Source organism: Kineosporiaceae bacterium, assembly GCA_016713225.1.
Taxonomy (GTDB): Bacteria; Actinomycetota; Actinomycetes; order Actinomycetales; family Kineosporiaceae; genus JADJPO01.
Genome location: JADJPO010000002.1, coordinates 622989 through 638087, shown reverse-complemented (window position 1 = coordinate 638087; position 15099 = coordinate 622989). Strand labels below are relative to the sequence as shown.

Genomic DNA, 15099 nt, shown 5'->3' with positions numbered 1-15099 from the left:
GCACTGACCGGCACAGACCACACTGACCGACACTGACCGACGGGCTCAGGCGGCCTGCGACTCGCCGCGGTCGTCCTCGCCGGGCGGACGTCGGCACCACCGCTGCCCGATCAGCCCGGCCCCTGCCAGCACGACGGCCGCCAGCGCGCTGCCGACGGCCATCCAGAACAGCTCCCGGCGTTCCCCCACCAGCGCCCGGAGGACCACCGCGGCCTGGGCGACGTACCAACCGGTCAGCACGGCCCCCACCGAACTGGACGCCGAGGCCAGCACCGCGATCCGGGCTGCGGTCAGTGGGCTCAGGGGTTGGGGACGACGACCCTCGACCCAGCGACGCACCTCTCGGGCCGCGACGAGCACCACGCCGGCGAGCACGATCAACCCGGCCGGCGCCGTCCAGGGCACCGGCAACGGGTCGGCCCCGTTGCGCTGCAGGGCGTCAAGGATCACCCAGCTCGCGCCCGCGACGATCACGGCGAGGGCGATCAGGGTCACCAGCCGCGTGGAGCGCATCAGCCGACCACCAGGTCGGGCCGATACCGCAGACCGCTGCGGTCGGGCGCCTGGTGGGCCAGATCGGCCACCGGCCCCGCCCCGGGCAGCAACGCCAGCGGGTCCATCTGCGCCCAGGGCACCAGCACGAACGCCCGGCCGGCCGCTCGCGGGTGCGGCACCTGGAGCGCCTCGGTGGCCAGGACCAGGTCACCGAAGGCGATCAGGTCGATGTCGAGGGTCCTGGCGCCCCATCGGCCCTCGCGCACCCGGCCGTGTCGCTGCTCGATCCGGTGACAGCACGCCAACAGCGCCGCCGGGGTCAGCGTGGTGTGCACCTCGACGACGGCGTTGAGGTAGTCCGGCTGTTCCGGCCCACCGACCGGATCGGTCTCGACCACCGGCGAGACCGCGGTCACCTGGACGCCGTCGAGGGCTCGCAGGTCGTCGATGGCCGCCTGCAACGTGCCCAATCGCTCACCCAGGTTGGAACCCAGGGCGAGCACGGCCGCCACCGGCCGCTCTCGGCGGCGGTGGATCTGCACCGCCACGTCGGCGAAGGTCTCCGAGATGGGGGCCGTCGGTTTGTGAACGGTCACGTCGGCGGCAGCCACCCGGGGATCGCGCAGGCACCGCTCGGCCAGCCGCTGGGCCAGGGTCTCGATCAGATCGACCGGATCACCGCGCACGATGGTGGCCAGATCGACGGCCAGCGACCCGTAGTCGACCGTCTCGGCCAGGCGATCCGTGGCGGCCGCCGCCCGGGTGTCCAGGTGGAGTACGACGTCGACCACGAACTCTTGACCATCTCGGCGCTCGTGGTCGAACACACCGTGGAACCCGGTTGCCCGCAACCCCGACAGCGCGATGCGGTCGAGGGGCTCGAAGCGGCTGGCGAGCGCACTCATGAGGCCGTCCCGAGACCGGCCCCGGCCCGGGCCCGCGCCGTCCGCGCAGCCACTCGAACCGCGTCAGCCGAGGCCGCCACCTCGTGCACCCGCACCGCCCACGCACCCGCCGCGGCGGCGAGCACCGAGGTCGCCGCCGTGGCGTCGTCCCGAGTCGCCGGCCCCGACAGTCCGGTGCCGACGGGGTCGCGGGCCACGGCCTCGCTCAGGAAGCGTTTGCGCGAGGTGCCGACCAGCACCGGTCGGCCCAGCTCCACCAGCCGATCCAGGGCGGCGAACACCTGCCAGTTCTGCTCGGCGTTCTTGGCGAAGCCGAATCCGGGGTCGAGGACGAGCCGGCGCTCGTCCACCCCCGCCGCCCGTAACGCCGCCACCTGACGCGACAGCTCCGAGCAGACATCGCTGACCACGTCGTCGTAGTGGGTCAGCGACTCCATGACGTCGCTGAACCCGCGCCAGTGCATCACCACGTACGGCACCCCCGCTTCGGCCACCACGGCGATCATCTCCGGGTCGGCCTGACCCCCGCTGATGTCGTTGACCAACTGTGCACCGGCCGCGATCGCCGCCCGGGCCACGCCGGCCCGCATCGTGTCGACGCTGACCACCGCGCCGGCCGCGACCAGGCGTTCGACCACCGGAACCACGCGCCGCAGTTCCTCCTCGGGGTCGATCCGCAGCGCGCCGGGCCGAGTGGACTCGCCCCCGATATCCAGCAGATCGGCACCCTCGGCGAGCAGCCGCATCCCCTGGGCCACCGCCTCGTCCGGCGAGAACCAGCGGCCACCGTCGCTGAACGAGTCCGGAGTGACGTTGATCACGCCCATGACCAAGCACCGGTCGTGACCGTCGAGGGCGGCGGGCAGGCCGAGCAACTCGTGCACGAGGTTCACCCTACGGGCCGGGCGAGTGTCGATCCACAGGTCGGGGACGACGCGGCGGCCGGTGGTGCACAGGCCCGGACCTGGACCATCCCCAGTCGGTCCACATCTCATCCACACCACGTCCACAGGTATCACGTCGGTCATCCACAGTCGACATCGGATCTTTGCCGAAACTCCTTGGGGCACAACGACATTCGCGACCCAGATTTCTTCCTGGAAAGGGTTGCGCGCACCCCCGGGGTGGAGTAGACATCTGCCACGCCAGCAGCAGCGGTGAGATCGACCGAACCGGGTCCACCCGGCGGGGCCGCTCTCACGGGCACCGTGACCCGGGGGCACCCGGAGCCAGGGCGGTCGACGTCGGGGGCACCCGATGGCGGTCGCAGCTCGGATCCCGACTGCTGTCGGCGCCGGTGCGGAGAACGAGCAAACCGTGCCGCCCACCCGGGCGGTGACCGTGGATGGCCCGCGGACAGGTCTGTTTCGGGCCGTGCCACCCGGTTGCACGGTTCGCTCGTCGCGGTTCACGCCGTGACGCCGAGCGGCGGTTCTGCGGCGGGGCCGGTCGGCTACGGCAGGTCTCGAACGCACGATCCGCTGGGGAGCCACCCCCCGCGTCTCGCTCTCGGCCCCTCCCCCCGGGGATGCTGCGGGCGGCAGGCAACCACACAGCAAGGCCCCTCCAACTCATGCTTGGAGGGGCCTTGTTGCATGTCTAGCCGTCCGAGGTCTCGACGAGGAAGCCGACACGCCATGACACGGCCTCCCGCTCAACGCATACCTGCGCCGCCGGAACAATTCATGGCCTCCGGAGACCCACAGATCGCGCATCGAACGGCACACTAACGATGTGCGTCCACCAGGTGAATTCTCCCTGCGCGCGCCGTCCCTTCCGGGGATCGAGCAGCTGCGCTCCTACAAACGCGAGTTCGCGCCGGGTGATCTGCTGGCTGGATTGCTGGTCGCAGCGCTCGCCGTCCCCCAGGCCCTCGGGTATGCCACCGTAGCCGGGGTCCCGGTCCAGGTCGGGCTGTACACGCTGCCCCCGGCGCTGTTGGCCTACTTCCTCTTCGGCAGTTCCCGCCTGCTGTTCGTGGGCCCGGTCTCGACCGTGACCGTCCTGAGCGGCACCATCGTGCGGCAGTTGGCCGGGGATGACGTCGCCCGCGCCGCGGACCTGACCTCCGCCCTCGCGCTGACCGCCGGCGTGATCCTGCTGCTGGCCGGTCTGCTCAAGATCGGCTGGGTGGCCCAGTTCCTCAACGAGCCGATCGTCACCGGGTTCGTCACGGGCCTGGTGGTGTTGGTCATCGTCGGCGAGATCCCCGGCCTGCTGGGGCTCAAGACGCCCTCAGGTGCCCTGATCGACCGGGTGTGGGTGTTGATCACCACGGCGCACAAGGCACAGCCCACCACCCTGCTGGTCGCTCTGGCGGCTCTGCTGGTGCTGTTCGGGGGGCAATACATCGCGCCTCGGCTGCCCTGGTCGTTGGTGGTGCTGGTCGGCGGGATCGCCGCCTCGCGAATCCTCGACCTGTCCGGGCACGGCGCTCGCGTCGTCGGGTCCGTGCCGAACGGCGTGCCGCTGCCGCAGTTGCCGGTGATCGAGCTGTCCCAGATCGGATCCCTGATCACCGGTGGCGCTGCCATCGCCGCGGTCGGGATCGCCGAGGGACTGGCCGCCGCCAAGACCTTCTCCAGTTCCGGTGCCGGCGATGAGGGCGAGCGCCTCAAGGACGACTCCGAGCTGGTCGCCAACGGTGCCGCGGACATCGCCTCGGCGCTGTTCGGTGGCATGGGGGTGGCCGGAAGCCTGTCCAAGACCGCGGCCAATGCCCGGGCCGGGGCACGCACTCAGGTCAGCAGCCTGGCCGCGGCGGCCGCCGTCCTGCTGGTGCTGCTGTTCGCGACCGGACTGATCGCACCACTGCCCAAGGCGGTGCTGTCCGCGATCGTGATCCACGCCGTCTGGGGCCTGCTGCACCCCAAGGAGTTCGCCCGCTATCGCAAGGTGCGGCGCAACGACGGCCTCGCCGCCGTGGTGGCCTTCGGTGGCGTGCTGGTGCTCGGCCCGCTCAACGGGCTGCTGCTCGCCATCGCCCAGTCCCTGGCCGGCCTGGTCTACCGCTCGATGCAGGTCAACATCGACGAGATGGGCAAGGTGCCGGGCGAGAAGGCGGCCTGGGGCTCGCTGGCCAACGACTCGGCCCGCAAGCGGGTGCGGCGGATCTGTGTGCTCCGCCCCGACGGGCCGATCTTCTGGGCCAATGCCGGGCCGGTGTTCGATCGGATCCGTGACGGCATCGACGCCCGGCCCGACGCCCTGGCGGTGCTGTTGGACATCGAGGCCAGCAACCAGATGGACACCACGGCGGCCGAACAGCTGCGCGGTCTGATCCGCGAACTGCACGATCGCCACGTCGAGCTCTACCTGGTGCGGGTGTTCGGCAACGTCCGCGCCGTCCTCGACCGGGCGGGGGTGCTGGACGAACTCGGCGAGGGTCGGATCTGGCACTCGATCTCGGCCGGGGTGAAGAGCGCCAAGCAGTCACCGGCGTTCGTGGCGGCCCGGGCGGCAGCGGCCGCCGAGGCCGCGATGGACGAGGCCAGCGACTACTTCGACGAGCTGGACGACACCGACCTGGACGGCTACGAGAACATCGCCAGCCGCTGGCGTGAGGTGGGGGCGCTCGCCGCGCTGCACGAGTTCACCCCCGACTCCCCCACCTGACCCACCCCACCCCAACCCACCCCGTGATCATGTAATCCGTGCACGTTTTGTGCACGAATTGCATGATCACGGGTGGGTTGTGCACGGATTACATGATCACCGAGGGGGTTCAGCGGCGCGAGGGGTTCAGCGGCGGTCGAGGATCAGACTCATCGCCTCGGCTCGCGTGGCCGGGCGCCGCAACAGGCCGCGGACGGCGGAGGTCACCGTGCGCGAGCCCGGCTTGCGCACCCCACGCATCGACATGCACAGGTGCTCGCACTCGACCACCACGATCACCCCACGCGGTTGCAGGATGTCGGTCAGCGCGTCGGCGATCTGGGTGGTCAGCCGCTCCTGCACCTGGGGTCGGCGGGCGAACACGTCGACCACCCGGGCCAATTTGGACAGACCCGTGATCCGGCCGTCACGGGCCGGTACGTACCCCACGTGGGCCACCCCATGGAACGGCACCAGGTGGTGCTCACAGCACGAGAACACCTCGATGTCCTTGACCAGCACCATCTCGTCGTGGCCCAGGTCGAACGTGGTCGTGAGCACGTCCTTGGGCTCCTGCCAGAGCCCACCGAACATCTCGGCGTAGGCCCGGGCCACCCGCGCCGGGGTGTCCCGAAGGCCATCGCGCTGCGGATCCTCACCGATGGCCAGCAGGATCTCGGTGACGGCCCGCTCGACCCGTGCCGCGTCGTACGGCGGTCGCTCGCCGCGCTCGGCACCCTGCAGCCCCGCAGTGATCCGGGCAGCATCGACAGCGTCGGCTGCAGCGGCGTCGCGGCGGGCCTGATCGTCCGCGATGGTCATCGGATCGCCCGTGGTCAGCCCGGCTCACCGAACGGCGGCAGCGAGCTCGGCCCACCCGTGCCCGGCTCGGACTCGACGGCGCCGGCGGGCACCCGCGATCCATTGGACGCCGCCCGCTCGGTCGGGGTCAGCACCGGTGGGATGGTCGAGACCGCCCGCTGGTTGCTCGACAACCAGATCGGACGCTCCGGACGCTTGACGATCTCGGTGAAGATCGCCGCCAACTCGTCCTTGTTGAGCGTCTCCTTCTCGAACAGCGCCAACACCAGAGCGTCCAGCACCTGACGGTTGTCGTTCAGGGCGTGCCAGGCCTCGTCGTGAGCCGCCTCGATCAGCCGACGAACCTCTTCGTCGACGATGCTCGCGACCTCTTCGGAGTAGTCCCGCTGGTGGCCCATGTCGCGCCCGAGGAACACCTCGCCGCCGGAGGAGCCCAGCTTGATCGCCCCCACCCGCTCGGACATGCCGTACTGGGTGACCATGGCCCGCGCGATCGCGGTGGCCTTCTCGATGTCGTTGCTGGCGCCGGTGGTCGGGTCGTGGAAGACCATCTCCTCGGCCACCCGCCCGCCCAGGGCGTAGGCCAACTGGTCGAGCATCTCGTTGCGGGTGGTGGAGTACTTGTCGTCGGTCGGCATCACCATCGTGTACCCCAAGGCCCGGCCCCGGGGCAGGATCGTCACCTTGGTCACCGGGTCGGTGTGCCGCATCGCCGCTGCCACCAGGGCGTGACCGCCCTCGTGATAGGCGGTGATCTTCTTCTCCTTCTCGTTCATGATGCGCGACCGCTTCTGCGGGCCCGCGACCACACGATCGATCGCCTCGTCCAGCGCCTGATCGTCGATCAGCCGGGCGCCGGCCCGCGCGGTCAGCAGTGCGGCCTCGTTGAGCACGTTGGCCAGGTCGGCCCCGGTGAAGCCCGGGGTGCGCCGCGCCACGGCCCGTAGGTCGACGGAGGGTGCCATCGGCTTGCCCTTGGCGTGCACGGTGAGGATGTGCTCGCGCCCGACCATGTCCGGCGGGTCCACCGCGATCTGACGGTCGAACCGGCCCGGTCGCAGCAGCGCCGGGTCGAGGATGTCGGGCCGGTTGGTCGCCGCGATCAGGATGACGTTGGTCTTGACGTCGAAGCCGTCCATCTCGACCAGCAACTGGTTCAGGGTCTGCTCACGCTCGTCGTGGCCACCACCCAGACCGGCACCGCGGTGACGCCCGACGGCGTCGATCTCGTCGACGAAGACGATGGCCGGGGCGTTGGCCTTGGCCTGCTCGAACAGATCGCGCACCCGGCTGGCGCCGACACCGACGAACATCTCGACGAAGTCCGACCCCGAGATCGAGTAGAACGGCACCCCCGCCTCACCGGCGACCGCGCGGGCGAGCAGCGTCTTGCCGGTGCCCGGCTGGCCGTAGAGCAGCACCCCCTTGGGGATCTTGGCGCCCACCGCCTGGAACTTGGCGGGCTCGGCCAGGAACTCCTTGATCTCCTGGAGCTCCTCGACCGCCTCGTCCGCTCCGGCGACGTCCGCGAACGTCACCTTCGGGGTGTCCTTGCTGACCAGCTTCGCCTTGGACTTGCCGAAGTTCATGACCCGCGAGCCACCGCCCTGCATCTGGCCCATCAGGAACCAGAACAGACCGAGGATCAGCAGGATCGGCAGCACCGAGACGAGCAGCGTGCTCCACCAGGACGGCGTCGCGATGCGGTCGTTGTACCCGTCGTCGGGCTTGTGGGTGGCGAGCAGCTCGACCAGTTCGGGCCCGCGGGCGTCGACGTAGTAGGCCACCACCCGGGTCTTCTCGTTCTCGGGGGCCTTCAGCACCAGTTCGATGCGTTGGTCACCACCGACCAACGTGGCCGACTTGACCTTGCCCTCGGTGATCAACCGTACGGCGGTCGACGTGCTCACCTGGGAGAACTGGTTCGGGGTGAGGGCTCGTGCCCCGAACATGAGCACGATGAGTCCGATGATCACCCAGATCACCGGACCGCGGGTCAGTCGTTTGAGATCCATCACGCAGGGCGGGCGCCCCGTCCCTCCTGGTCGCTGGGAGTTGATACGGCGTCGAGCAGCGGAGCAGTACCGCCGCCCACCGTCTCATCGACGGTACACGCCGTCCGCCTGAACCAACGGCGCGCCCGGATCCGCTGTTCCGCAGTTCGGCGGCCAATCCGCTGGGTCACCCGCCGTACACGTGGGGGGCCAGGGTCGCGACCACCCGCAGATTGCGGTAGCGCTCGGCGTAGTCGAGCCCGTAGCCGACCACGAACTCATTCGGGATGTCGAACCCCACGTACCTCACGTCGACCTCCACCTTGGCTGCCTCGGGCTTGCGCAGCAGGGTGCAGACCTCGACCGAGGCCGGTCCCCGCGAGCCGAGGTTCGCGATCAACCACGACAGCGTCAGGCCCGAATCGACGATGTCCTCGATGATCAGCACGTGGCGCCCGGTGATGTCGCGCTCGAGGTCCTTCAGGATGCGCACGACGCCGGAGGACTTGGTGCCCGAGCCGTAGGAGGAGACCGCCATCCAGTCGGACTCCACCGGCAGGTGCAGCACGCGGGTCAGGTCGGCCATCACCATGACGGCGCCCTTGAGCACCCCCACCAGCAGCGGGTTCTTGTCCACGTAGTCGCGATCGATCTCGGCGCCGAGTTCGGCCAGCCGAGCATTGATCTGGTCCTCGGTGAGCAGGACGGCGGTCAGGTCCCCCGCCAGGTCACTGGCGTCCACGGCTCTCCATCAGGCTCGAATCCGGCGCGACCACGCTGCATCAGGCTGCATCACGGTTGCATCAGGCCCGCGGTTGCATCAGGCCAGCGCAAGCCTGCCACAGTCCCGGAGGGCTCTGATGCCACCGGGCAGGTCAACGGGTCCCTGCCCGCGCCAATCGGTCACGAGCCCGTCCACGGCCAGCACGTGTCGCCGAGACAACGCCCCGGCCGGGCAGCCGGCCCGACGAAGGGCGAACAGCAGCGCCCGGCGCCGGACGGCGTCCGGGGCGGCGGCGAGCACCGTCGTCCGATACCCCGGCAGGTCGGGGTCGACTGCCGCGTCCAGCACCTGCTGCGCCCACTGGTCCAACGCGGTGGCGTCCTCACGGGCCAGGTCGGCGGTGCGGGCCAGTGCCTCGACCAGGCCGGGTCCGAGGGCCTCGACCAACGCCGGCATCACCGCCCGCAGCCGTGACCGCGCGTAGGCGGGATCGGCGTTGGCCGGGTCGTGCCAGGGCCGCAGCCCCAAGGCCTCGCAGGCGGCCAGGGTGGTGGTGCGTCGCACCCCGAGCAGCGGACGGCGGTACAGCCCCCGGCGGGCCGCCATACCGGCCACCGAACGGGTGCCCGACCCCCGGGCCAGACCCAGCAGCACCGTCTCGGCCTGGTCGTCGGCCGTGTGCCCCAGCAGGACGGCGTGGGCCGCCAGCCGTTCTGCCGTGGCCTGCAGCGCGCCGTAGCGGGCATCCCGGGCCGCCGCCTCGGGTCCGCCGTCGCGACCGGCACAGTCCACGGCCACGGCCTCGACCGGGGCCAGCCCCAACTCGGTGCACACGGTGACCGCGCGAGCCGCCACCTCGGCCGACTCGGCGGACCAACCGTGATCGATCACGATGGCCCCGGCCCGCAGCCGTCGTCCCCGGGTGCGGTGGCGGCCGCCGGACAGGAAGGCCGCCGCCGCGGCCAGGGCCAGCGAGTCGGCGCCACCGCTGCAGGCCACCAGCACGAGTGCGTCGTCCGGCAGGTCGGCCAGGTCGTCGGCGAGCGCGCGGCGGACCGCCGCCACGGCCGGGTGGGGACCGCTCATCGGCGCCCTCAGCCGTGCACGCGCCGCACCCAGGTCGCCGGGTCGGCGATCTCGGTCGGCCGGGGCAGATGGTCCGGCAGCGCCCACACCGCGTTGAACCCATCGATGCCCACGCGGGACTGCACCTCACGCACGAAGTGGGCGCCGTCGGCGTACTGGCGCATCTTGGCCTCGAGCCCCAACAACCGGCGCAGCAACCGGTCGAGGGCACCGCGTCCGGCACGGCGGGCCGTGAACGCCGCCCGGATGGACGCCACGGTCGGGATCACCTGGGGGCCGACCTCGTCCATGACGACATCGGCATGCCCCTCGAGCAACGACATCACCGCGGTCAGGGCGGCCAGCCGTTCACGCTGTTCGGGTGACTGCACGGCATCGAGCAGCGGAGCGCCACTGGACGGGCCGTCACCGCCCCCGCGCAACAGGTCGGGCAAACTGCGTGCCGCATGCGCCAACCGCACCGCGAACTCGCTCGGGTCGGCCATGAGATCGGTTGCCAGCGAACGGATCTGGCCGCGCAGATGATCGGCCAGCCACGGATTGGCGGTGAACTGAACCCGGTGGGTCTCCTCGTGCAGGCACACCCACAGCCGGAAGTCGCGCGGCACCGCCTGGAGTTCGGTCTCGGTGGCCACCACGTTGGGGGCCACCAGCAGCAACCGGCCGGACGGCTCGGCGAAGGGGTCGTACTGACCCAGCACCCGGGAGCCGAGGAACCCCAGCAACGAGCCCACCTCGGCACCGGTCACCCGACTGCCCACGGCAGCCAGGGCCGTGCTGGGCGGTTTGCCACCTCGCCGCGAGAACGTCTCGGCCACAACGGGTTCCAGCAGGCCCCGGAATCCCTGGCAGTTGGCCTCGGCCCAGCCACGGCGATCGACCACCAGCACCGGTGCGCCAGGCCCTGCCTGCAACCGGGACACCTCGGACACGTGCCCGGTGGCGATCCCCGCCGCCTGCCGCAGTTCGGCGACCGCCTGCGCCGCCTGCTCGGCCGGGAGCCTCGGACCGGCACCGGCGAGGGTGGCCGCGGTACGCGCCGCCAGGTCCCAGTCCACCAGGAGGTCCACCGGCGGCGACGTGGTCGAGGTCATGCGCTCCACCGTACGTGGCAGCCGGAGCAGCCGCTCGACGGCAAGGCGAGAGCCGGGACGGGAGGGCGTCAGGGGCAGCCGCACCGGGCCAGCGTCGCCGCCACCTGGTCCAGGGCGGTCCGTGCGGGATCGGTCGACGGCACCTTGTCGGCCAGCACCGCGAAGGCCAACTGACGGCCGTCGGCGTCCACCACGATGCCGGCCAGCGAGCTGACGCCGGTCAAGGTGCCGGTCTTGGCCCGCACCACCCCGATGGCCGCCCGGCCCGCCGGGGCGTCGAACCGCTCCGCCAGGGTGCCGGTGACGCCGGCCAGGGGCAGCCCACTCAGCACCGGGCGCAGCTCCGGGTGCTCCGGCGAGGCGGCCAGGGCGAGTGCGGACACCAGGGTGCGTGCGCTGACGGCGTAGCCGCGGCCCATGCCGCTGCCGCCCGCCACGGTGTGCCCCGTGACGTCGATGCCGAGCAGGGCCAGCCGGTCGAGCACGGCCTGGCCACCCCCGGCGAAGGTCGGCTCGCGGTTCCCGCTGATCGCCACCAGCCGCGCCAACGCCTCGGCGACGGTGTTGTCGCTGTCCTCCAATGCCTGCTCGACCAGTCGCGCCAACGGCGCGGAGAAGACCTGAGCCAGCACCTCGCCGTCACGGGGCGCGCTGGTCCGGCGGGGCGCGGTGGCCACCGTGACACCGTGGGCCCGCAGTCGGACGACGAACGCCCGCGCGGCGGCCATGCCCGGATCGCTCACCCGGGGAAACGGGTGACCCGCCGGGGAACGACGGCCCGGGGAGGCGTTACCGGAGTCGAGTTCGAGGGCAGCCACCGGGGCGACGAACCCGCCCGTGGTGTCACCCGGCTGCCACAGCGGACTCACGGTCGGGCCGGCGAACAGCGTGTCGTCCAGGCCCAGGGCCACCGAGGTGGTGCCCTTGGCCCGCAGCGCGGTGGCGGTGGCCGCCGCCAGATCGTCCAGACCGGCCCGTCCGATGACGGCCGAAGGGTCGCCCCGGCCGGGGGCCAACAGGACGTCACCGCCCCCGACCAGCACGATCTCGCCGGCGGCGCCCTGCACCACTGTGGTCGCCAGCCGCTCGGCCCCGCTGCGCACCGACAGCACCGCCGTCGCCGTGAGGATCTTGACCGTGGACGCCGGCACCGCCGTCACGGTCGGGGACTGCCCGAACAGGCTGGCCCCGGAGGTGACGTCGACCACCTCGGCGGCCACCGAGGGCCCGAGCGCTGCGGCGGCCAGGACGCCGTCCAGGTGCCCGCCGAGCCCCGACGCCGGGGTGGGCGCGGCCTCGTCCAGGGCGGGCAACACGACAGCCGGGCGCGTCGGGATCACGGCGCCGGGTACCGGCAGGGCCGAGGCCGCGGGCGAGATGGCGGGCGTCGTCCCCGCATCGGACGACGCAGCCGATCCGAGCAGTGCCGAGAGCGTGATCCCCACCACGGCGATGACCGCTCGTCGCACCATCACTCCCCTCGTCGCAGGCTGGACCGTGCCGGATGCGTTCGGTCTGGGACAGTAGTACGCGACAGGGGGCTCGGCAGAGCCCCCGACGGCGCCCGGCCCACGGGCGGCATCGCACATGAAGGGGTTCACGTGGAGTTTGACGTCACGATCGAGATTCCGGCCGGCCAGCGCAACAAGTACGAGGTCGATCACGAGACGGGACGGATCCGCCTCGACCGGATGCTGTTCACCTCCACCCGGTACCCACACGACTACGGCTTCATCGAGGGCACCCTCGGCGAGGACGGCGACCCGCTGGACGCGCTGGTGCTGCTCGACGAGCCCACCTTTCCCGGCTGCCTGATCCGCTGCCGCGCCATCGGCATGTTCCACATGCGTGACGAGGCCGGCGGCGACGACAAGGTGCTGTGCATCCCCTCGGGCGACCCGCGCGGATCCCACATCAAGGACCTCGAGGACATCTCCGACTTCGACCGGCTCGAGATCCAGCACTTCTTCGAGACCTACAAGGACCTCGAGCCCGGCAAGAGCGTGGAGGGCGCCCACTGGGCCGGTCGGGTCGAGGCCGAGGCCGAGGTCGAGCGCTCGGTGGCCCGGTTGGCTGCCAATGGCGGGCACCTCGGCGCGCACGAGCCGGCGGCCCCTGCCAGCTCCGCCAACCCCCGACGCACCCGCGGCGTGTTCTGAGCCGATCCTGATCGGGTGCCCTGCGGCACCCTCTCGCCTCGGTCGGTGCGCGCTGGCACCCTTTGGGTATGACGTTGCCCATCGGCGCACCCGAGGACCCTTCGGCCTCGCAGGGGCTCAGCTACGCCGGTGTGTTCGTCAACGCCGACCGTCGCCTGCTGCTGGACCAGTTGGCCCAGCGGCGTTTCAGCGGCTGGCTCGGGCCGCAGGAGGGTGACTGGGTGCTGGCCGTGGCCGAGCAGGCGACCGGGGCGGTCGCCGGGGGCGGGACGGCGTTGACCACCTTGGCGCGCGACCTCGCCCACGCTCTGGGCGCCGTCGTGATCGTGGCCCGGGTGGAGCGGGACCGAGTGCTGCGCCTGGACGGCTGGGACGGCACCGACGACGACGGGCACGACGAGCCCGAGCCGCTGGGCAGCTATCTGAGCGATCCGAGCGTGGATGCCCACGACGACGGGGTCTACCCCGAGCCGGTCGGCGCCGAATTCGCGCCGAGCTACGCCCGGTCCTGCGGCGTCCCCGAGGCGACCGGCGAGCTCACCGAGGTACTGGAGGAGGAGCTCGACCCCGAGAGCGTGTTCGAATCCGAGCGCCTCGACTCGGTGCTGCGACTGCTGGAGCTGCCCCGCTGGCTGATCTCGGCCGGTTCCCTGCCCGGCGACGTCCCGGCCGGCCCCCGGCGCAGCGAGCTGGTGCGCCTGGGCGCCGGCCGTGAGGGTCTGCCCGGGCTCGTGGTCGGGGCCGTGACCGGCGTCCTGCGGCGGCGACGGCGACGACTCACCTGAGGGATCGTCGAGCTGGTCCGTCCGGGTCCCCTGACCGGCCACCTCTCATCCCGTCGGCCCGCTGACCGACCGGCCCGGGTGAACACCCCCATCGGGGTGGCTCGCCAGGGACGGACGAGGGGCGTGAGGTCATGACGACCTGGGGGAACCAGCGAGCACGCGGCACGCACACCGCCGGGGCCGGCGCGGCCGCGGCGATGCTCGCCATCCTGGCCTCGGCCGGGCTCGCGGCCGTGGGTCCCTCGGCGTCGGCGTCGGCAGCCGGGACCGGATCACCCACCACGTCGTCCCTGCGGCGTCTGGCCACCCCCCTGACGCCGCGCGGGCACGAGGTGCCGGCCAAGGTCGTGCGGGGCGCCGTGCCCACGGCGGCAGGCAAGGGCTACTCGACCCTGGGCGCGAGCCCGGTCGGCAAGGCCGGCCCGGTGGCCCTGCCCACCTTCTCGAACACGTTCACCTGGAACGGCGATCTCTACCCCTACCGGATGGTCGGCCGCAGCCCGGCGGGCTCGGCGCACACCACTGCACTGGCCAACACCATCGTGCCGATCGCCGTGAAGGCGAGCGGGGTCACCATCCCGACCACCGCCTCGACGGTGAGAGCGGTCACCAGCTCGGGACTGTTCACCTCGAGGACCTTTCCCGGCGGCACGGGGCAGTACGGGGACGTGTTCATGCGCACCCAGTTCTGGAGCGAGCTGAACGGCGGCACCAAGAACTGGCACGTGGTCATGGCAGCCCCCACCGTCAAGCCGACGATCACTCTCACCGTGCCGTCGGGCAAGGGCACCATCGGCACCATCGGCGGCGTCCCGGTGGCCATGGTGGACGCCGACTGGCTGGACACCACGTTGCTGCCCGTCGTGCGGGCGGCCAAGGCCAATGTCCTCACCCAGCTGCTGACCACGAATGTGGTGGCCTGCGCGCCCTATACCGTCGACCTGTCGGCGTGCGGCATCGGCGGCTTCCACAGCGCGGTCACCGACCCCAACGGCACCCACACCTACACGTATCAGTCGTTCCTCAACCCCGCCCTGTTCGGCAGCGCGAGTGGGTTCACCGACATCGGGCCGATGAGCCACGAACTGGCCGAGTGGCTCACCGATCCCTACCTGGACAACCGGGTGCCGGAATGGATCTCGCCGCTGGCACCCCAGTACGGCTGCATGGAGGACCTGGAGTCCGGCGACCCCGTGGTCGGCAAGTTCATCCGGATCAACACCCTGGCCTACCAGGACGAGGCCTACCTCGCCTGGTTCGCCCGCTCGGCGTCCACCTCGTGGCAGAACCGGTACACCTGGTTCGACTCGTTCGCCTCGGTCAGCCCGCCCTGCATCCTCTGAACCTCGTGGTGCCCCACCCCCAAACCCTCGGTGATCATGTAATCCGTGCACGTTTTGTGCACGGATTACATGATCACCGAGGGTTCTGGGGGGGGTGG

At 71.4% G+C, this 15099-nt stretch carries 13 protein-coding genes; 4 read left to right on the top strand and 9 right to left on the bottom strand.

Annotation, left to right across the window (positions count from 1 at the left end):
- Positions 1-45: 45 nt before the first annotated feature.
- The 3 genes from IPK24_08880 to folP are packed head-to-tail and all read right to left on the bottom strand — an operon-like array spanning position 46 to position 2227.
- On the bottom strand, positions 46-513 hold the full coding sequence (locus tag IPK24_08880; GenBank protein ID MBK8075661.1) for a DUF3180 domain-containing protein: 468 nt from the start codon (positions 511-513) through the stop codon (positions 46-48).
- On the bottom strand, positions 513-1400 hold the full coding sequence (gene folK / locus IPK24_08875) for a 2-amino-4-hydroxy-6-hydroxymethyldihydropteridine diphosphokinase (GenBank protein MBK8075660.1): 888 nt from the start codon (positions 1398-1400) through the stop codon (positions 513-515). The genes IPK24_08880 and folK overlap by 1 nt, the downstream gene beginning before the upstream one ends.
- A complete protein-coding gene (gene folP / locus IPK24_08870; protein MBK8075659.1) occupies positions 1397-2227 on the bottom strand; it encodes a dihydropteroate synthase in 831 nt (276 codons plus the stop codon). Before folP ends, folK begins: the two co-directional genes overlap by 4 nt.
- A gap of 907 nt (positions 2228-3134) precedes the next feature.
- Here folP and IPK24_08865 point away from each other — a divergent pair.
- Complete coding sequence (locus tag IPK24_08865) at positions 3135-5015, top strand: SulP family inorganic anion transporter (protein ID MBK8075658.1); 1881 nt, start codon at positions 3135-3137, stop codon at positions 5013-5015.
- Positions 5016-5141: 126 nt separating this feature from the next.
- Here IPK24_08865 and folE read toward each other — a convergent pair whose 3' ends face one another.
- The 6 genes from folE to dacB form a co-directional block, all read right to left on the bottom strand.
- Complete coding sequence (folE, locus tag IPK24_08860; GenBank protein MBK8075657.1) at positions 5142-5816, bottom strand: GTP cyclohydrolase I FolE; 675 nt, start codon at positions 5814-5816, stop codon at positions 5142-5144.
- A gap of 14 nt (positions 5817-5830) precedes the next feature.
- Positions 5831-7831, bottom strand: coding sequence for an ATP-dependent zinc metalloprotease FtsH (gene ftsH / locus IPK24_08855; GenBank protein MBK8075656.1), 2001 nt, complete (start codon positions 7829-7831; stop codon positions 5831-5833).
- A gap of 166 nt (positions 7832-7997) precedes the next feature.
- The gene (gene hpt / locus IPK24_08850) at positions 7998-8552 is read right to left on the bottom strand and encodes a hypoxanthine phosphoribosyltransferase (protein ID MBK8075655.1); all 555 of its coding nucleotides are present in this window, start codon (positions 8550-8552) and stop codon (positions 7998-8000) included.
- A 78-nt stretch (positions 8553-8630) separates the two neighbouring features.
- A complete protein-coding gene (gene tilS / locus IPK24_08845) occupies positions 8631-9620 on the bottom strand; it encodes a tRNA lysidine(34) synthetase TilS (protein ID MBK8075654.1) in 990 nt (329 codons plus the stop codon).
- Between the two features lie 8 nt (positions 9621-9628).
- Complete coding sequence (locus IPK24_08840; GenBank protein MBK8075653.1) at positions 9629-10714, bottom strand: zinc-dependent metalloprotease; 1086 nt, start codon at positions 10712-10714, stop codon at positions 9629-9631.
- 68 nt (positions 10715-10782) lie between these two features.
- Positions 10783-12186, bottom strand: a complete 1404-nt coding sequence (gene dacB, locus IPK24_08835) for a D-alanyl-D-alanine carboxypeptidase/D-alanyl-D-alanine-endopeptidase (protein MBK8075652.1) — start codon at positions 12184-12186, stop codon at positions 10783-10785.
- 129 nt (positions 12187-12315) lie between these two features.
- On the opposite strand from dacB, the gene IPK24_08830 reads away from it, so the two are divergent.
- From IPK24_08830 to IPK24_08820, 3 genes are all read left to right on the top strand, one after another.
- Positions 12316-12873, top strand: coding sequence for an inorganic diphosphatase (locus IPK24_08830; GenBank protein MBK8075651.1), 558 nt, complete (start codon positions 12316-12318; stop codon positions 12871-12873).
- Between the two features lie 68 nt (positions 12874-12941).
- The gene (locus IPK24_08825; GenBank protein MBK8075650.1) at positions 12942-13658 is read left to right on the top strand and encodes a hypothetical protein; all 717 of its coding nucleotides are present in this window, start codon (positions 12942-12944) and stop codon (positions 13656-13658) included.
- A gap of 131 nt (positions 13659-13789) precedes the next feature.
- Positions 13790-15001: a hypothetical protein gene (locus tag IPK24_08820; protein MBK8075649.1), complete on the top strand. Its 1212-nt coding sequence runs from the start codon at positions 13790-13792 to the stop codon at positions 14999-15001.
- Positions 15002-15099: the final 98 nt, after the last annotated feature.